Source organism: Nocardioides kongjuensis (assembly GCF_013409625.1).
GTDB classification, from domain to species: domain Bacteria; phylum Actinomycetota; class Actinomycetes; order Propionibacteriales; family Nocardioidaceae; genus Nocardioides; species Nocardioides kongjuensis.
This window is the reverse complement of sequence record NZ_JACCBF010000001.1, coordinates 1,826,590-1,843,472: the sequence shown is the minus strand read 5'-3', so window position 1 is coordinate 1,843,472 and position 16,883 is coordinate 1,826,590. Positions and strand designations below refer to the sequence as shown.

Sequence of the window (16,883 nt, the reverse complement as noted above, 5' to 3'; positions counted from 1 at the left end):
CCCCGAGCGACCGCCCCTTGACCCTGAGGAGAGCCGAACCACCGATGGCTGCTGACGCCGGGGACTTCGTCCACCTGCACGTCCACACCGAGTACTCCATGCTCGACGGAGCCTCGCTGCTCGACGGGTTGTTCACCCGCGTCAACGACCTCGGCATGCCGGCGATCGCGATGACCGATCACGGCAACCTCCACGGCGCCTACGACTTCTACTCCAAGGCGAAGAAGTACGGCGTCCAGCCCATCATCGGCATCGAGGCCTACATCACCCCGGGCACGCCGCGCGGCGAGCGGCGCCGGGTGCGGTGGGGCAAGGGCGACGCCGCCGAGGAGGGTGGCGACGACGTCGCCGGTGGTGGTGCCTACACCCACATGACGATGTGGGCCGAGTCCACCGAGGGCATGCACAACCTGTTCCGGCTCTCGTCCCGGTCCAGCCTCGAGGGCTACTACTTCAAGCCCCGCATGGACAAGGAGATCCTCGCCGAGCACAGCAAGGGCATCATCGTCTCCACCGGCTGCCCGAGCGGCGCGATCCAGACCCGGCTGCGGCTGGGCCAGTGGGACGAGGCGGTCCGCGAGGCGGCCGAGCTGCAGGACATCTACGGCAAGGAGTCGGTGTTCCTGGAGTTGATGGACCATGGCATCTCCATCGAGAAGCGGGTCCGCGACGACCTGCTGCGCCTCGGCAAGGAGCTCGGCATCCCGCCGATCGCCACCAACGACTCCCACTACAACAACCCCGAGGACGCCGACGCCCACGACGCCCTCATCTGCGTCGCCTCCGGCAAGCGGCTCTCCGACACCAACCGGCTCAAGTTCGACGGCGGCGGCTACTACATCAAGTCCGCCGCCGAGATGCGCGAGCTGTGGGCCGGGAAGTTCGGCATGCCCGAGGCCTGCGACAACACCGTCGCGATCGCCGAGCGCTGCTCGGTCGAGTTCACCGAGTCGACCGGCGGCTACATGGCCCGCGCCGACATCCCCGAGGGCGAGACCGAGGAGTCCTGGTTCCGCAAGGAGGTCTGGCGCGGCATCGAGGCGCGCTACCCCGGCGACAAGCTGACCCAGGAGGTCAAGGACCGGGTCGAGATGGAGCTCTCGGTCGTCTCCCAGAAGGGCTACTGCGGCTACTACCTCGTGGTCGCCGACTTCATCCAGTGGTCCAAGCGCAACGGCATCCGCGTGGGCCCGGGCCGTGGCTCGGGTGCGGGCTCCATCGCGGCGTACGCGCTCAGCATCACCGACCTGTGCCCCCTCGAGCACGGCCTGTTCTTCGAGCGCTTCCTCAACCCCGAGCGTCCCTCGATGCCCGACTTCGACATCGACTTCGACGATGCCCGCCGCGGCGAGGTCATCCAGTACGTCTCGGAGAAGTACGGCGCCGAGCGCGTCGCGCAGATCGCCACCTTCGGCCGGCTCAAGGCCAAGGCTGCGATCAAGGACGCCGCGCGCGTGCTCGACCACGGCTTCGCGATCGGCGACAAGATCACCAAGGCGATGCCGCCCGACGTCATGGGCAAGGGCGTGCCGCTCAAGGAGATCTTCAACCCCGAGCACAAGCGCTACAACGACGGTGGCGAGTTCCGGGCGCTCTACGAGTCCGACGCCGACGTGCGCACGATCTACCAGACGGCGGTCGGGCTCGAGGGCCAGATCCGCAACTGGGGTGTGCACGCCGCCGGCGTGATCATGTCCAGCGAGCCGCTGATCGACATCGTGCCGATCATGGCCCGCCCGCAGGACGGCGCGGTGATCACCCAGTTCGACTACCCGATGTGCGAGTCGCTCGGCCTGGTCAAGATGGACTTCCTGGGCCTGTCCAACCTGCGCATCCTCGAGGACGCGCTGGCCAACATCAAGGCCAACAAGGACGAGGTCGTCGTCCTCGAGGAGCTCCCGTTCGACGACCGGGCCACCTACGAGCTGATGGGCCGGGGCGACACCCTGGGCGTGTTCCAGCTCGATGGTGGGGGCATGCGCGCGCTGCTGCGCTCGATGCTGCCCGACAAGTTCGCCGACATCACCGCGGTCAGTGCGCTCTACCGACCCGGCCCGATGGGTGCCGACTCCCACAACAAGTACGCCCACCGCAAGAACGGGCGCCAGCCGATCGAGCCGATCCACCCGGCGCTCGCCGAGGCGCTCGAGCCGGTGCTGGGGGAGACCTACGGCCTGATCGTCTACCAGGAGCAGGTGATGGCGATCGCCCAGGTCCTGGCGGGCTACTCGCTGGGCGCCGCCGACAACATGCGCCGGGTCATGGGCAAGAAGAAGAAGGCCGAGCTCGACGCCCAGTTCGAGGGCTTCGAGGCCGGCATGCTCGAGCGCGGGTATCCCAAGGACGCGGTCAAGACGCTCTGGGAGATCCTCGTCCCGTTCGCCGACTACGCGTTCAACAAGTCGCACTCCGCGGCATACGGCGTCATCACCTACTGGACCGCCTACCTCAAGGCCAACTACCCGACCGAGTACATGGCCGCGCTCCTGACGTCCGTCAAGGACGACAAGGACAAGATGGCGATCTACCTCAACGAGTGCCGCCGGATGAAGATCCAGGTGCTCCCGCCCGACGTCAACGAGTCGGCCCACAACTTCACCGCCGTCGGCCGCGACATCCGCTTCGGCCTCACCGCGATCCGCAACGTCGGCTCCAACGTCGTCGACGGCATCGTCGAGGCGCGGGTCGAGAAGGGCCGGTTCGGCGACTTCAACGACTTCCTGTCCAAGGTGCCGGCCACCGTGTGCAACAAGCGGGTCATCGACTCGCTGATCAAGGCCGGCGCGTTCGACGACATGAAGCACCTGCGCCGTGCCCTGGTCGCCATCCACGAGACCGCGGTCGACCAGTACGTCGACATCAAGCGCAACGAGGCCATCGGCCAGGACTCCCTGTTCGCCGGGCTGGGCGACGACGACGGCAGCGACGGCGGGTTCGGCGTCAGCGTCGCGATCCCCGACATCGACGAGTGGGACAAGATGACCCTGCTCGGCCACGAGCGGGAGATGCTCGGCCTCTACGTCTCCGACCACCCGCTGCTCGGCCTCGAGCACGTCTTGTCCAACGGCACCGACTGCACCATCGGCCAGCTGGTCACCGACGAGAGCCGCCCGCACAACTCGACGGTCACGGTGGCCGGGCTGGTCACCTCCATCCAGCGCAAGATCACCAAGAACGGCGACCCCTGGGCCACCGTGACGCTGGAGGACCTCGAGGGTGCGATCGAGGTGCTGCTGTTCCCGAGCGCCTACCGGCTCGCGGCGCCGTACCTCACCGAGGACGCGATCATCCGGGTCCGCGGCCAGCTCGACACCGACCGCGAGCCCGCCCAGCTGCGGGGCCAGGAGGTCACCGTCCCCGACCTCGAGCGGGGCAGCGACGGGCCGGTCGTGATCAGCCTGCCCTCGAGCCGGTGCACCGGGCCGGTGGTCGCCCAGCTGCGCGAGGTGCTGTCCTCCCACGCGGGGCTGACCGAGGTGCGGCTCCAGCTGCTGAGCCGCGACTCCACCAAGCTCATGCGGCTGGGGGACAATCTCCGGGTGACTCCCTCGGTCTCGCTCTTCGCCGACCTCAAGCACCTCCTCGGGCCCGGGTGCCTCGACCGATGAGGACACGCGACCTGGCCGGCGTCCTCGTCGTCCCGCCGGTGCTCGGCGCCCTGCTCGGTGCCGCCGGCGGCTGGCTGTGGTGGACGTGGTGGGGACCCGCCCCGCAGGGGAAGATCTACGACACCCCGGCCGGGAAGGCCTGGTACCCCGACCCGTTCGACCCGGGCATCACCCGCGACTTCAGCGGTACGGCGACCTACGTCGTCATCGCCTTCGGCCTCGCCCTGCTGCTCGGCCTGGCCGGCGGCTGGCTCGCCCGCAACCGGGCGGTCGCGGGGATCGTCGCGGTGCTGGTCGGTGCCGGGCTCGGCGTGCTGGTGATGACCCTGCTGGGGGAGTCGTTCAGCCCGGCCGACCCGGCGACCCTGCTGGCCGGCCACAAGGCGGGTGACACCCTGCCCGGGCATCTCACCGTCGCGAGCTGGACGCCGTACCTCGCCTGGCCGGTGGGCGCGATGCTCGCCTACCTGGTGCTGATGCTCTCGCTCAACCCGACGACGGCCGGCGAATCGGTGCGACCCGAGCAGCCGTCAGCCGCACCAGCTCCGCAGGGCTGAGCTCGATCTCCAGCCCGCGCCGGCCCGCGGAGACGAACACCGTGTCGTGGGGCAGCGCGGTCTCGTCGACGACGGTCGGGTGCGCCTTGCGCTGCCCGAGCGGGGAGATCCCGCCCACGACGTACCCGGTCGCCCGCTCGGCGGCCCTCGGATCGGCCATCGCGGCCTTGCGCCCGTCGACGGCGCGGGCCAGTGCCTTGAGGTCGAGCTGACCCGAGACGGGCACGACGCCCACGACGAGGGCGCCGTCGACGTCGGCGAACAGGGTCTTGAACACCCGGTCCGGCGCGATGCCCATCGCCGCGGCCGCCTCGCCGCCGTACGACTCCGCCCGGGCGTCGTGGTCGTACTCGTGGACGGTGAACGCCACGCCGGCCTTCTTGAGGGCGTTGATCGCCGGGGTCAATTGGGGCTCCAGCGGGTGCGCGCGACCTCGGTCGCCGGCAGCGAGGTGATCACGTTGATGGTGCGCAGCTCGGCGCGGAGCAGGTCGGTGACCAGCACCAGCCGCTCGGCCGCGTCGTTGGCCTCGAGCAGCTGCTGGCGTTCGCCCATCGGCAGCGGCGTGCAGGCCGCGAGCGTCCAGGACAGGTAGGTCGGGTCCTTCGGCAGATCGCCCTGCAGCGGGTCGCCGGCGATCGAGCGGAGCACGTGGCGGTAGGCCGTGAACGTGGCCCGGGCCTGCTCCACGACCTCCTCGGGCACCTCCGTCGCCCGGCTCGGCAGCACGGTGACCTCGCCGACCGGGTAGTCGCCGGTGGTGAGCAGACGGTCGAGCTGGATCCGGTCGCGGCCGACCGCCACCACGTCGAAGCTCCCGTCGGCGCGGGCCTCGACCTCGGTGAGCTGGAGACGGACCCCGATCCGGTACAGCGACTGGGTGCCGTGGTCGCCGACCTCGTAGCCCTCGCGGATCGCGACCGACCCGAACAGCCGCTGCGACGGGTCCTCGGTGCGCAGCAGGTGGTGCACCAGGGCCCGGTAGCGGTCCTCGAAGACGTGCAGCGGCACACTGACCCCCGGGTAGAGCACCGCGTTCAGCGGGAACATCGGGAGCTGGTCCGTCACGTGTCCAACGTAGCGGGGACCGCGGCAGCGACACGCGCGGCGACCGTAGAATCGGGGGCATGTCCCTGATCCGTCGCATCGACCTGCGCACGGTCTCCGACTCCGCGGAGTCCGAGACCGACTACCGCGCGGCAGTGCCCCGTGCCGACTTCGACATCGAAGCGGCGGTGCCGGCGGTGCATGCGATCTGCGAGGAGGTCCGCACCCGCGGCCTGGACGCGATCGTGGAGTTCGGGGAGAAGTTCGACGGCGTGCGCGTCGACGACATCCGGGTGGCGCCGGCCGTGATGCAGGCTGCGCTCGACGACCTCGACCCCGACATCCGCGCGGGCCTGGAGGAGTCGATCCGCCGGCTGCGCGCGACCTGCGCCAACGAGCTCGAGCAGGACGCCGTCACCGACCTCGGTCCCGGCGCCCGGGTCACCCACCGCAAGGTGCCGGTCGGCCGGGTCGGCCTCTACGTCCCCGGCGGGCTCGCGCCGCTGGTGTCGTCGGTGCTGATGAACGTCGTCCCCGCGCAGACCGCGGGCGTCGAGTCGATCGCGCTCGCCAGCCCGCCGCAGAAGGAGTTCGGCGGCTCGGTGCACCCGACGATCCTGGCGGCGTGCGCGCTGCTGGGCGTCGAGGAGGTGTACGCCGTCGGCGGCGCCCAGGCGATCGCCATGTTCGCCTACGGCGTCGGCCCCTGCCGGCGGGTCGACCTGGTGACCGGCCCCGGCAACATCTGGGTCGTCACCGCCAAGCGCATCCTCAAGGGCCAGGTCGGCATCGACTCCGAGGCGGGGCCCACCGAGATCGCGATCCTCGCCGACGACACCGGCAACGCGGCCTACGTCGCCGCCGACCTGATCAGCCAGGCCGAGCACGACCCGCTGGCCGCATCGGTCCTGGTCACCACCTCCGAGCGGCTCGCCACCGAGGTCGAGGCGGAGCTCGACCAGCAGGTCGCCGCGACCAAGCACAGCGAGCGGATCATCACCTCGCTCGGGGGCAAGCAGTCCGGCATCGTGCTGGTCCGCGACCTCGAGCAGGGCCTCGACGTCGTCAACGCGTACGCCGCCGAGCACCTCGAGATCCACACCGAGGACGCCGCCGGCTGGGCCGCCCGGGTCCGCAACGCCGGCGCGATCTTCGTCGGCCCGCACGCCCCGGTCAGCCTCGGCGACTACTGTGCCGGGTCCAACCACGTGCTCCCGACGGCCGGCTGCGCCTGCCACTCCTCGGGGCTCTCGGTCCGCGCGTTCACCAAGTCGGTCCACGTCATCGACTACTCCGCCGAGGCGCTCGCCGAGGTCGCCGGCCACGTCGTCACCCTCGCCGAGGCCGAGGACCTGCCCGGCCACGGTGCCGCCATCACGGTCCGGTCGACGCGATGACGGGATCGACGGGCGGCGGCTGGCCGCCGATGCGCGAGGAGCTGCGCGGGATCGAGCCGTACGGTGCCCCGCAGCTGGACGTCCCTGTCCAGCTCAACGTCAACGAGAACCCCTACGGCCCGTCCGAGGCGTGCGTCGCCGACATCGCCGCGGCGGCTGCTGCCGCGGCCGGGACCCTCAACCGTTACCCCGACCGCGAGTTCGTGGCGCTGCGCGAGGCCCTGGCCGCCTACCTGTCCAAGGACACGCCCGCCGGCATCGTGCCCGAGCAGGTGTGGGCGGCCAACGGCTCCAACGAGGTCATGCTCCAGCTGCTGCAGGCCTTCGGCGGGCCGGGGCGCACGGCGGTGAGCTTCGCGCCGACGTACTCGATGTACCCGGAGTACGCCCGCGACACCAACACCCGCTGGGTCGCCGGCCGCCGGGCTGAGGACTTCGCTCTCGACCTCGACGCCGCGCGCGACCTGGTCAAGACCGAGCAGCCGAGCGTGATCCTGCTGCCCAGCCCCAACAACCCCACCGGCACCGCGCTGCCGCCCGAGGCGGTCGGCGTGCTGTGCGAGGCGGCGGGGGACGACGGCATCGTCGTGGTCGACGAGGCCTACGGCGAGTTCCGGCGCACCGGGGTCCCGAGTGCGCTCGAGCTGCTGGCGTCGTACCGCAACCTCGTGGTCACCCGCACCATGAGCAAGGCCTTCGCGGGCGCCGGGCTGCGGCTGGGCTACCTCGCCGCGGCGCCGGAGATCTGCGACGCGATCCGAGTCGTCCGACTGCCCTACCACCTCTCCGCGGTCACCCAGGCGGTCGCGCTGGCGGCCCTCGGCCACGCGCCCGAGCTGCTCGGCAAGGTCGACGACCTGCGCCGTGAGCGGGACGCGCTGGTCGACTGGCTGCGCGCCGAGGCGTACGACGTGGCCGACTCGGACGCCAATTTCGTGTTGTTCGGGCGATTCGCCGACCGCCATGCTGTCTGGCAGGGTCTCCTCGACCAGGGAGTCCTGATCCGGGAGACCGGGCCCGAGGGGTGGCTGCGGGTCTCGGTCGGCACCCCCGACGAGATGGCAGCCTTCCGGGCTGCACTGACCGATGTGAACGGAGAACGCGCATGAGCCGGACTGCACGGATCGAGCGGCAGACCAGCGAGTCGAAGGTGATCGTCGAGGTGAACCTCGACGGCACCGGCAAGCACGACATCTCCACCGGCGTCGGCTTCTACGACCACATGCTGACCGCGTTCGCGCGCCACGCGCTGGTCGACCTGACCGTCCAGACCGACGGTGACGTCCACATCGACGCCCACCACACGGTCGAGGACACCGCGATCACGCTGGGCCAGGCGCTGCGCCAGGCGCTGGGCGACAAGGTCGGCATCCGCCGCTTCGGCGACGCGACCGTCCCGCTCGACGAGGCGCTGGTGCACGCCGTCGTCGACGTGTCCGGGCGTCCCTACTGCGTCCACACCGGTGAGCCCGAGGGCCAGCAGTACGTCCAGCTCGGCGGCTCCGGCGTCTCCTACCTCGGCTCGCTGACCCAGCACGTCTTCGAGTCGATCGCCTTCCACGGGCACTTCGCGCTCCACGTGCGGGTGCTCGCCGGCCGCGAGCCGCACCACATCGTCGAGACGCAGTTCAAGGCGTTCGCCCGTGCCTTCCGCGACGCCGTCGCGATCGACCCCCGCGAGACCGGCATCCCCTCCACCAAGGGAGCCCTGTGAGCGCTCCGTCCGTCGTCGTCCTCGACTACGGCTCCGGCAACCTGCGCTCCGCCGTACGCGCGGTCGAGCGGGCCGGGGCATCGGTCACCCTGACCGGTGACCTCGACGCGGCGATGGAGGCAGACGGCCTGCTGGTGCCGGGCGTCGGTGCCTACGAGGCGTGCATGCGCGGGTTGCGGGCGATCCGTGGCGAGCGCATCATCGCCCGTCGCCTGTCCGGTGGCCGGCCGGTGCTCGGCATCTGTGTGGGCATGCAGATCCTGTTCGAGAAGGGCATCGAGCACGGCGTCGAGACCGAGGGCTGCGGCGAGTGGCCCGGCGTGGTCGAGCGGCTGCAGGCGCCGATCGTCCCGCACATGGGCTGGAACACGGTGTCGGTGCCCGAGGGCACGCGGCTGTTCGCGGGCATCGAGGACGAGCGCTTCTACTTCGTGCACTCCTACGGCGTGCGCGACTGGACGCTGGTCACCAACGACCGCACGCCCGACAGCCACCGGCCCCTCGTGACCTGGGCCGAGCACGGCGGCGACCGCTTCGTCGCGGCCGTCGAGAACGGGCCGCTGTGCGCGACCCAGTTCCACCCGGAGAAGTCGGGTGATGCGGGCGCCCAGCTGCTGCGCAACTGGGTCACGTCGCTGGGCTGAGCACCGTCCCGTCCAGGACGCGGATCCGTGGTGCGGCCAGCACGCCCAGGTCGTCGCGCGGGTCCGTGTCGAAGGCGACGAGGTCGGCCGGCGCGCCCTCGGCGATGCCGGGGAGCCCGAGCAGCTCGCGGGTGCGCCACGAACCGGCGCCGAGTGCCTGCTCCGGCGTGAGCCCGTACCGGGCGAGCAGCTCGATCTCGTGACGGACCCGGCCGTGCGGGCCCATGCCCGCGTCGGTCCCGGCGAGGATCGGTACGCCGGCCGCGGCCGCCGCCGCGAGGGCGAGGGGCATCCGGTCGATCAGCTCGCCCATGGTGGACGGGAGCATCCCGCGGATCGCCTCGTTGATGCTCAGCGTCGGCACCCAGCTGCCGCCGTACGCCGCGAGTGAGGGGACCTGGTCGGCCTGGAGGAAGGTCGCGTGCTCGAGGGTGTCGATCCGGGCCTCGATGGCGGACTGGATCACGTCCGGCAGTGCGCAGTGCATCGCGACCCGGCCGCCGGCGGCGTGCACGGCGCGGGTCGCGGCGACGACCGCCGCCTCGCTGAAGGTGCGGGTCATCCCGGGCCCCGGGATGGGGGAGTCGCCGATCAGCTTGACCCAGCCGCCGCTCCAGGCGAGCTCCTCGAGGGCCGCCTCGACCAGCTCGCCGTCGTTCACCTCGCGGGCCAGGCCGGGGAAGTAGCGTCCGGCAGGTGCGAGGAACCGGCCCGCCGTGGTGACCCGGGGGAGACCCGCGTCCGGGCCGAGGCCCCGGGACGCACGGTCGGGGCTGCCGGGCTCGCGCACCGCGAGAACTCCGGCCTCGAGGTGGGCGCGGGCGCTGGCGCGCACCCGCTCACCGGCCGGCGCGTCGTCGCCCGCGGGGCTCGCCAGCGACAGGTGGGCGTGGGCGTCGGCCAGCCCGGGGACCAGCACGAGGCCGGTCCCCAGGGTGGTCGCGTCGGCAACGGGCGTGAACGAGATCCGCCTGTCGACCACGTAGACATCGCGGTCGGCGTCGTCGGGAAGAACCCGTCCCTGGAGGTGCCAGGCGGACATGACGACGACGCTACCCGGCTTTGCCGGGCCGGGTCAGCGGACCTTGAGCTTGGTCGTGGCGCTGGAGGCGCCCACGCTGCCGCTGTAGGACGCCGTGACCGTGTACTTCCCCTTCTTGAGCTTCTTGAAGGTCGCCGTGGCGGTGCCCCCGGCGACGGTCGCCGTCCTGGTCGTGACCCTCTTGCCCTTCTTGAGGGTGAAGGTGACCGCGCCGGACGGGCTGGCTCCGGTCGCGGTGACGCTCGCCGTCACGGTTGCTTTGCGTGCCTTCTTGGAGTACTTCGCCTTGACGGTGGTCGTTGACGCCGGCGCTGCAGTGGTCGTGACCGAGCCGATGACGGTGTTCTGGCCCCCGGCGGGCGTGCAGGGGATGTCGAACGGTGAAGGCGTGCCGTTCGTGGTCAGCACCATGCCCACCTGCTGGGCACCCGCCTGGATCTGGTGCGTCGTCCCCTGCGGGCCCGCCGTGAAGGCCGGCATCACGCCGGTGCCGGTGAGGGAGATGGGCCCGTCCGACGGGACAGCGGTGGCCGGAATGACGATCGTCGTCACCACTTGCTTGCCGTCGACGAGGTTGGTGGCCTGGACGGTCCCCCCGATCGTGTCCGGTGAGAAGAACAGCCGCATCGTGTCGGCGAGGCTGTCCGGCACGGTCATGATCGAGGTGACTGTCGGGCTGATCGACGTGCCGGCCGGTGCGGTTGCCGGGGCGTTCGTCGTGACGTCGACCGAGAAGGTGTTCGCCCCGAGCACCGGCACGGTGCAGTCGAAGTCGATGGGCGCGGCCGATGCCGTGCCCGCCGTGCCGAGGACGACGGCGGTGCTGGCCGCGAGGCCGAGAACGGCGCCGGCGGAGACGGGGCGCAGCGTGAAGCGATGACGCAAGGTCATAAGGGTTTCCCTCCCGAAATGTGGTGTTGTGCCGGCCGCCACCCCTCCCGAGTGGCGGCCGTTTCACCACCCCATCACAAAAAGAGAACAAGTTCTAGTCCCTGTCTCCCGTGTCGGCGAGACGCGGCGCGGGACCCCGGTCCGGCTCATCTAGGATCGCGGCCATGACCGGCTACCTCGAGCTGCTGCCCGCTGTCGACATCAAGGGCGGCCAGGCCGTCCAGCTGGTGCAGGGCGTCGACGGCTCCGAGAAGCGCTTCGGCGACCCGATCGAGGCGGCGCTGCGCTGGCAGGAGGCCGGTGCCGAGTGGATCCACCTCGTCGACCTCGACGCGGCCTTCGGCCACGGCAACAACCGCGAGCTCCAGGCCGAGATCGTCGGTCGCCTCGACATCCAGGTCGAGATGAGTGGCGGCATCCGCGACGACGAGTCCCTGGAGGCGGCGATGGCCACCGGGTGTCGTCGGGTCAACATCGGCACCGCCGCCCTGGAGCAGCCCGAGTGGTGTGCCCGCGCCATCGCGACGTACGGCGACCGCGTGGCAGTGGGACTCGACGTCCGTGGCCGCACGCTGGCCGCGCGCGGCTGGACCCAGGAGGGTGGCGACCTGTACGAGACGCTCGCCCGCCTCGACTCCGAGGGCTGCGCCCGCTACGTCGTCACCGACGTCAACAAGGACGGCATGCTGCAGGGCCCGAACCTCCAGCTCCTCGAGGACGTCTGCGCCGCCACCTCGCGTCCCGTCGTCGCCTCGGGCGGCGTGACGACGCTCGACGACATCCGCGCCCTGATGAAGCTCGTGCCCATCGGCGTCGAGGGCGCGATCGCCGGAACCGCCCTCTACACGGGGCAGTTCACCCTCGAGGACGCGCTCGAGCTGACCCGGGGTGGCCTCGTATGACCCTCGCGGTCCGGGTCATCCCGTGCCTCGACGTCGACGCCGGCCGCGTGGTCAAGGGCGTGAACTTCCAGGAGCTGCGCGACGCGGGCGACCCGGTCGAGCTGGCCCGTCTGTACGACGCAGAGGGTGCCGACGAGCTCACCTTCCTCGACATCTCCGCCTCCCACGAGGGACGCGCGACCACGATGGACATCGTCTCCGCGACGGCCGAGCAGGTCTTCATCCCGCTCACCGTCGGCGGCGGCGTCTCCTCGGTCGAGGACGTCGACCGGCTGCTGCGGGCCGGTGCCGACAAGATCGCCGTCAACACCGCGGCGATCCGCCGGCCCGAGCTGATCGCCGAGATCGCCGACCGCTTCGGCAACCAGGTGCTCGTCCTCTCCGTCGACGCCCGTCGCGTGGTCGCCGGCTCCGGCGTCACCACGGACTCGGGCTTCGAGGTCACCACCCACGGCGGTCGCCAGTCCGCCGGCCTCGACGCGATCGAGTGGGCCGTCCGCGCCGCCGAGCTCGGTGCGGGCGAGATCCTGCTCAACGCCATGGACGCCGACGGCACCACCGACGGCTTCGACCTCGAGCTGATCCGCAGGGTCCGCGCCGAGGTCTCCATCCCCGTCATCGCCTCCGGCGGCGCCGGCGCCGTCGAGCACTTCCCGCCCGCCGTCGAGGCCGGCGCGGACGCCGTGCTCGCTGCCACCGTCTTCCACTTCGGCACGCTGCGGATCTCGGACGTGAAGGCCTCCCTGTCGGCGGCAGGTGTGCCGGTCCGGTGACGGGGGAGGGTGCGGCCATGACGTACGACACCTACGAGCCGAGCGCGGCCGCCGGCCCTGCCGAACCCGATGTCACCGGCCAGGGACCGTGGCGGGTCCTGGTCGAGTACTCCAACCGCGGCGACCTCAAGCCGCCGACCGTCGTGCAGGTCGGCAAGACCGAGCACGCCGAACGCGGTGTGGCGCTCGAGGCGGCCCTGCGCGCCTGCCGTGAGTTCAACCCGCCCGACCCGGCTTTCGAGCAGAGCCGCCAGGTCTACCGGGACGGTCCCGACGGGTTCCTGGTCGTGCTCGAGGGTGCGATGTCGACGTTCCACATGAGCGTGCGGATCGTCAGCCCGCTGGGGCCTCCCACCACCGCTCAGTAGGCGCCGAGGCCCTCGGCGCCCCGGCCGGCCAGGTCGCCGGCGTGGCCCGTCGGACGGTCGCGCGCCGGGGGTGTGCGCAGGTCGGCCTCGCCGTCGACGCCGTTGCTGCAGCCGGTCAGCACGGCGACCAGGAGAGCGAGGCTGGGGCAGAGGACACCGAGACGGGTACCGAGAACGTCCATGCCTGCAGCATCGTCCGATCTCGCGGCACGTGCACTGAGCTCTCCACAGGCTGCCATGGGCTCGGCCAGGCAGTCGGCGAGCAGGGCTTCTGCATCCACCCCGCAACGGCACCGACGCCGGCGCGAGGAATAGGCTCGCGCGGTGCGAGGTTGCGGGCAGAAGTGAGCACAGGAAGCGGTACGACGTCCGCCGGGTTCGGCGTGCTCTGGGTGGCCATCAGGCGCGAGCCCTGGATCTTCGCGGTCTCGACCGTCGGGAGCCTGCTGTTCGGCGCGCTGACCGTCGCCGACGCCTGGGTGCTGGGCTGGTCGACCGACCACGTCGTGCTCCCTGCGTTCAGGGACGGCGAGATCGGCGGCGGCCTGCTGTGGGCGGTGCTCGGGCTGTTCGTCGGCGTCGCGATCCTGCGAGCGGTCGGCATCGTGGCCCGCCGGCTCGGGGCCGGCGTCATGCAGTACCGGATGCAGGCCCACAGCCGCCGCGCCGTCACCCGCCAGTACCTCCGCCTGCCCATGGAGTGGCACCAGAAGCACCCGACCGGCGAGCTGCTGTCCAACGCGAACGCCGACGTCGAGGCGGCCTGGGGACCGATCGCGCCGCTGCCGATGGCCGTCGGGACGGTCGCGATGATGGTGATCGCGGTCGTGCAGATGCTGCTCACCGACCTCGCGCTCGCCGCGGTCGGCCTGCTCGTCTTCCCGCTCGTCATCGGCGTCAACGTCGTCTACCAGCGCCTCGCCCAGGGCTGGGCGACCCGCGCCCAGGAGCTGCGCGCCGAGCTCTCCGAGATCGCCCACGAGTCCTTCGACGGCGCGCTCGTCGTCAAGACCCTCGGCCGCGAGCCGGAGGAGACGCAGCGGTTCCGGGCCAAGGCCGAGGAGCTGCGCGAGGCCAACATCAAGGTCGGCCGCATCCGCGCGGCGTTCGACCCGACCCTCGCCGCGCTGCCGAACCTCGCGGTCCTGGTCGTCCTCGTGATGGGCGTGCACCGCGTCGTGTCGGGCTCGACGGTCGCCGGCGACGTCGTCACGATCGCCTACCTGCTCACGGTCGTCGCGTTCCCGATCCGCTCGATCGGGTGGCTGCTGGGCGACTTCCCGCGCAGCGTCGTCGGCTACCGCAGGGTCGCCGCGGTCGTCGCGGCCACCGGCGCCATGGAGTACGGCGACCGCGAGGTGCCCCAGCACGACGGTGGCGCGCGGCTCGAGGTCGACGGCGCCGCCTTCGGCTACACCGCCGACCGGCCGCTGCTGCGCGAGGTCACCTTCGAGGTCGAGCCCGGCCGCACGGTCGCCCTCGTGGGGGCCACCGCGTCCGGCAAGAGCACCCTCACCGGGCTGCTGGCGCGCCTCGTCGACGTCGACGCCGGTGCGATCCGGGTCGACGGGACCGACCTGCGCGAGCTGCGCCGCGGCGGGCTGGCGGACGTGCTGGCCGTCGTGCCGCAGAGCGCGTTCCTCTTCGACGACACGGTCCGCGGCAACGTCACGCTCGGCCTCGACGTGCCCGACGACGAGGTGTGGGCCGCGCTGCGCACGGCCCAGGCCGACGGCTTCGTCGCCGCCCTGCCCGACGGCCTCGACACCCGGCTGGGGGAGCGCGGCACGTCGCTGTCAGGCGGCCAGCGACAGCGGCTCTCCCTGGCCCGCGCGCTCGTACGCCGACCGCGGCTCCTCGTCCTCGACGACGCCACGTCCGCGGTCGACCCCGAGGTCGAGGCCCGGATCCTCGCCGGCCTCGGCGAGACCGACACCACGCTGGTCGTCGTCGCCTACCGCAAGGCCACGATCGGCCTGGCCGACGAGGTGCTCTACCTCGTCGACGGCCGCATCGCCGACCGCGGACCCCACGAGGACCTGGTCGCCCGCAACGCCGACTACGCCCGCCTCGTCAACGCCTACGAGACCGAGCACGAGGAGGTGAGCGCGTGAGCACCACGCTGAGCCCGGAACGGGGCGCGCCCGAGCACACCCGCCTCGCGACCGGCGAGGACATCGGCGCCTGGGAGACCATCCGGCGCGGCATCCGTCACTCGCCGGAGCTGGTCGAGGGCATCGGCTGGACGCTGGTCCTCGCCGTGCTCGCCTCGGTCGGGCAGGTCGTCGTACCGATCGCGGTCCAGCAGACCATCGACAAGGGCCTGCGCGGACCCGGTGGACCGGACCCGACGTTCACCGCCTGGCTCGCGCTCGCCGCGACCGCCGCGATCGTGGTGACCAGCTGGGCGTCGTACGCCATGACGGCGCGGCTGTTCTCCTCCGCCGAGCGCGGCCTGGCGACCTTGCGGGTCAAGGCGTTCCGCCACGTCCACGACCTGCCCCTGCTCACCCAGAACACCGAGCGCCGCGGCGCCCTCGTCTCGAGGGTGACCAGCGACGTCGACCAGGTCAGCCAGTTCCTCGTCTTCGGCGGCCTGATCTTCGTGGTCAGCGTCGGGCAGATGCTGATCGCGACCGTGGTCATGGTCTTCTACAGCTGGCAGCTCGCCATCGTGGTGTGGGTCTGCTTCGCCCCGCTCTTCTTGAGCCTGCGCTACTTCCAGCGCAAGCTGGCCGCCGCCTACGGCACCGTACGACGCCAGGTCGGCGTGCTGCTCTCCGCGGTGTCCGAGCCCGTGGTCGGGGCCGCGGTCGTGAAGTCCTACGCGATCGAGGCGCGCACCCAGGAGCGGATCGACACCGCGATCGACGCCCACAAGGCCGCCAGCACCCGCGCCCAGGGCTTCACCGCGTTCTCGTTCAGCCTCGGCGGCATCTCCGCCGGCGTCGCCAACGCCGGCGTGCTCGTCGTCGGCATCTGGCTGGGCCAGGGCTTCGCGTGGGGCGAGGGGATCACGGCCGGCGAGGTGCTCGCCTTCGCGTTCCTGGTGACGCTCTTCGTCGGCCCGGTCCAGATGGGCACCCAGATCCTCACCGACGCCCAGAACGCCATCGCCGGCTGGCGCCGCGTGATCGGCATCCTGGACACCCCGGCCGACCTGGTCGACCCCGGCCCCGACGGGCAGAGCCTGCCCAAGGGCGCGATCGACGTCCGCTTCGACGGGGTCTGCTTCGCCTACCCCGGTGGGGTCGAGGTGCTCAGCGACATCGACCTGGTCGTGCCGGCCGGCCAGCGGGTCGCGGTCGTCGGGGAGACCGGCTCCGGCAAGTCCACCATCGCCAAGCTGCTCACCCGGCTGATGGACCCCAGCCGCGGCCGGGTCCTGCTCGACGGCATCGACCTGCGCGAGGTCGCCGAGAGCGCGCTGCGCCGCAGCGTCGTGCTCGTCCCGCAGGAGGGCTTCCTGTTCGACGACACCCTCGCCGCCAACGTCCGCTACGGCAGGCTGGGCGCCACCGAGGACGAGATCCGCCGGGCCGCCGACACGATCGGCCTCGGCGACTGGCTGGCCGGCCTGCCCGACGGCGTCGACACCCGGGTGGGCCAGCGCGGCGAGTCGCTGTCGGCGGGGGAGCGGCAGCTCGTCGCCCTGCTCCGTGCCCAGCTCGCCGACCCCGACCTGCTCGTCCTCGACGAGGCCACCAGCGCCGTCGATCCCGAGCTGGAGACCCGGATCGGGCGGGCCCTCGAGCGGCTGATGAGCGGGCGTACGTCGGTCACCATCGCCCACCGGCTGTCCACGGCCGAGGCCGCCGACGTCGTCGTTGTCGTCGACAAGGGGCGGATCGTCCAGCACGGCCCGCACGCCGAGCTCGTGCAGCAGGCGGACACGCCCTACGCGAGGCTGCACGCCTCGTGGGTGGCCCAGCACGGCTGA

Annotated in this window: 16 protein-coding genes; 11 read left to right on the top strand and 5 right to left on the bottom strand. The window is 71.7% G+C overall.

The genetic code is table 11. The annotated features are described in order from the left end of the window. The first annotated feature begins 44 nt into the window (after positions 1 to 44). Both dnaE and BJ958_RS08850 read left to right on the top strand, forming a co-directional pair. Positions 45 to 3,608, top strand: a complete 3,564-nt coding sequence (gene dnaE / locus BJ958_RS08855) for a DNA polymerase III subunit alpha (protein WP_179726499.1) — start codon at positions 45 to 47, stop codon at positions 3,606 to 3,608. Further along, positions 3,605 to 4,165 (top strand): hypothetical protein, encoded by a 561-nt coding sequence (locus BJ958_RS08850; protein ID WP_179726498.1) that lies wholly within the window; start codon positions 3,605 to 3,607, stop codon positions 4,163 to 4,165. The genes dnaE and BJ958_RS08850 overlap by 4 nt, the downstream gene beginning before the upstream one ends. On the opposite strand, the gene ybaK is transcribed toward BJ958_RS08850, so the two are convergent. Both ybaK and BJ958_RS27735 read right to left on the bottom strand, forming a co-directional pair. Beyond that, entirely contained in the window at positions 4,095 to 4,571 is a 477-nt protein-coding gene (gene ybaK, locus BJ958_RS27740) for a Cys-tRNA(Pro) deacylase (RefSeq protein ID WP_246319024.1), read from the bottom strand. The two genes, BJ958_RS08850 and ybaK, sit on opposite strands and share 71 nt — an antisense overlap. Further along, positions 4,568 to 5,233 (bottom strand): LON peptidase substrate-binding domain-containing protein, encoded by a 666-nt coding sequence (locus tag BJ958_RS27735; protein ID WP_343052616.1) that lies wholly within the window; start codon positions 5,231 to 5,233, stop codon positions 4,568 to 4,570. The genes ybaK and BJ958_RS27735 overlap by 4 nt, the downstream gene beginning before the upstream one ends. 59 nt (positions 5,234 to 5,292) lie before the next feature. Here BJ958_RS27735 and hisD point away from each other — a divergent pair, with 59 nt between their 5' ends. From hisD to hisH, 4 genes are read left to right on the top strand one after another with little or no spacing between them, the layout of a single operon-like run. Next, positions 5,293 to 6,609: a histidinol dehydrogenase gene (gene hisD, locus BJ958_RS08840; protein WP_179726497.1), complete on the top strand. Its 1,317-nt coding sequence runs from the start codon at positions 5,293 to 5,295 to the stop codon at positions 6,607 to 6,609. Continuing rightward, a complete protein-coding gene (locus tag BJ958_RS08835; protein WP_179726496.1) occupies positions 6,606 to 7,718 on the top strand; it encodes a histidinol-phosphate transaminase in 1,113 nt (370 codons plus the stop codon). The genes hisD and BJ958_RS08835 overlap by 4 nt, the downstream gene beginning before the upstream one ends. Beyond that, positions 7,715 to 8,323, top strand: a complete 609-nt coding sequence (gene hisB, locus BJ958_RS08830) for an imidazoleglycerol-phosphate dehydratase HisB (RefSeq protein WP_179726495.1) — start codon at positions 7,715 to 7,717, stop codon at positions 8,321 to 8,323. Before BJ958_RS08835 ends, hisB begins: the two co-directional genes overlap by 4 nt. Next, complete coding sequence (gene hisH / locus BJ958_RS08825; RefSeq protein ID WP_179726494.1) at positions 8,320 to 8,967, top strand: imidazole glycerol phosphate synthase subunit HisH; 648 nt, start codon at positions 8,320 to 8,322, stop codon at positions 8,965 to 8,967. The genes hisB and hisH overlap by 4 nt, the downstream gene beginning before the upstream one ends. On the opposite strand, the gene BJ958_RS08820 is transcribed toward hisH, so the two are convergent. Both BJ958_RS08820 and BJ958_RS08815 read right to left on the bottom strand, forming a co-directional pair. Then, positions 8,951 to 10,009 (bottom strand): amidohydrolase family protein, encoded by a 1,059-nt coding sequence (locus tag BJ958_RS08820; protein WP_179726493.1) that lies wholly within the window; start codon positions 10,007 to 10,009, stop codon positions 8,951 to 8,953. The two genes, hisH and BJ958_RS08820, sit on opposite strands and share 17 nt — an antisense overlap. A gap of 33 nt (positions 10,010 to 10,042) precedes the next feature. Beyond that, the gene (locus tag BJ958_RS08815; RefSeq protein WP_179726492.1) at positions 10,043 to 10,900 is read right to left on the bottom strand and encodes a DUF6801 domain-containing protein; all 858 of its coding nucleotides are present in this window, start codon (positions 10,898 to 10,900) and stop codon (positions 10,043 to 10,045) included. A 164-nt stretch (positions 10,901 to 11,064) separates the two neighbouring features. Here BJ958_RS08815 and priA point away from each other — a divergent pair, with 164 nt between their 5' ends. From priA to BJ958_RS08800, 3 genes are read left to right on the top strand one after another with little or no spacing between them, the layout of a single operon-like run. Then, entirely contained in the window at positions 11,065 to 11,802 is a 738-nt protein-coding gene (gene priA, locus BJ958_RS08810; protein WP_179726491.1) for a bifunctional 1-(5-phosphoribosyl)-5-((5-phosphoribosylamino)methylideneamino)imidazole-4-carboxamide isomerase/phosphoribosylanthranilate isomerase PriA, read from the top strand. Beyond that, positions 11,799 to 12,575 (top strand): imidazole glycerol phosphate synthase subunit HisF, encoded by a 777-nt coding sequence (hisF, locus tag BJ958_RS08805; RefSeq protein WP_179726490.1) that lies wholly within the window; start codon positions 11,799 to 11,801, stop codon positions 12,573 to 12,575. The genes priA and hisF overlap by 4 nt, the downstream gene beginning before the upstream one ends. Positions 12,576 to 12,592: 17 nt before the next feature. Then, positions 12,593 to 12,943: a hypothetical protein gene (locus BJ958_RS08800; RefSeq protein ID WP_179726489.1), complete on the top strand. Its 351-nt coding sequence runs from the start codon at positions 12,593 to 12,595 to the stop codon at positions 12,941 to 12,943. Here BJ958_RS08800 and BJ958_RS08795 read toward each other — a convergent pair. After that, positions 12,937 to 13,125 (bottom strand): hypothetical protein, encoded by a 189-nt coding sequence (locus BJ958_RS08795; RefSeq protein WP_179726488.1) that lies wholly within the window; start codon positions 13,123 to 13,125, stop codon positions 12,937 to 12,939. The genes BJ958_RS08800 and BJ958_RS08795 overlap by 7 nt on opposite strands. A gap of 162 nt (positions 13,126 to 13,287) precedes the next feature. Here BJ958_RS08795 and BJ958_RS08790 point away from each other — a divergent pair, with 162 nt between their 5' ends. Both BJ958_RS08790 and BJ958_RS08785 read left to right on the top strand, forming a co-directional pair. Next, entirely contained in the window at positions 13,288 to 15,057 is a 1,770-nt protein-coding gene (locus tag BJ958_RS08790; RefSeq protein ID WP_343052615.1) for an ABC transporter ATP-binding protein, read from the top strand. Next, positions 15,054 to 16,883, top strand: a complete 1,830-nt coding sequence (locus BJ958_RS08785) for an ABC transporter transmembrane domain-containing protein (RefSeq protein ID WP_273516194.1) — start codon at positions 15,054 to 15,056, stop codon at positions 16,881 to 16,883. Before BJ958_RS08790 ends, BJ958_RS08785 begins: the two co-directional genes overlap by 4 nt.

Bases quoted from the DNA above. Each gene is read 5' to 3' on its own strand.
- priA (WP_179726491.1), top strand. From the start codon at position 11,065: ATGACCGGCTACCTCGAGCTGCTGCCCGCTGTCGACATCAAGGGCGGC.
- hisF (WP_179726490.1), top strand. From the start codon at position 11,799: ATGACCCTCGCGGTCCGGGTCATCCCGTGCCTCGACGTCGACGCCGGC.
- BJ958_RS08795 (WP_179726488.1), bottom strand. From the start codon at position 13,125: ATGGACGTTCTCGGTACCCGTCTCGGTGTCCTCTGCCCCAGCCTCGCT.
- hisD (WP_179726497.1), top strand. From the start codon at position 5,293: ATGTCCCTGATCCGTCGCATCGACCTGCGCACGGTCTCCGACTCCGCG.
- BJ958_RS08815 (WP_179726492.1), bottom strand. From the start codon at position 10,900: ATGACCTTGCGTCATCGCTTCACGCTGCGCCCCGTCTCCGCCGGCGCC.
- hisB (WP_179726495.1), top strand. From the start codon at position 7,715: ATGAGCCGGACTGCACGGATCGAGCGGCAGACCAGCGAGTCGAAGGTG.
- dnaE (WP_179726499.1), top strand. From the start codon at position 45: ATGGCTGCTGACGCCGGGGACTTCGTCCACCTGCACGTCCACACCGAG.
- BJ958_RS08820 (WP_179726493.1), bottom strand. From the start codon at position 10,009: ATGTCCGCCTGGCACCTCCAGGGACGGGTTCTTCCCGACGACGCCGAC.
- BJ958_RS08835 (WP_179726496.1), top strand. From the start codon at position 6,606: ATGACGGGATCGACGGGCGGCGGCTGGCCGCCGATGCGCGAGGAGCTG.
- BJ958_RS08850 (WP_179726498.1), top strand. From the start codon at position 3,605: ATGAGGACACGCGACCTGGCCGGCGTCCTCGTCGTCCCGCCGGTGCTC.
- BJ958_RS08800 (WP_179726489.1), top strand. From the start codon at position 12,593: ATGACGTACGACACCTACGAGCCGAGCGCGGCCGCCGGCCCTGCCGAA.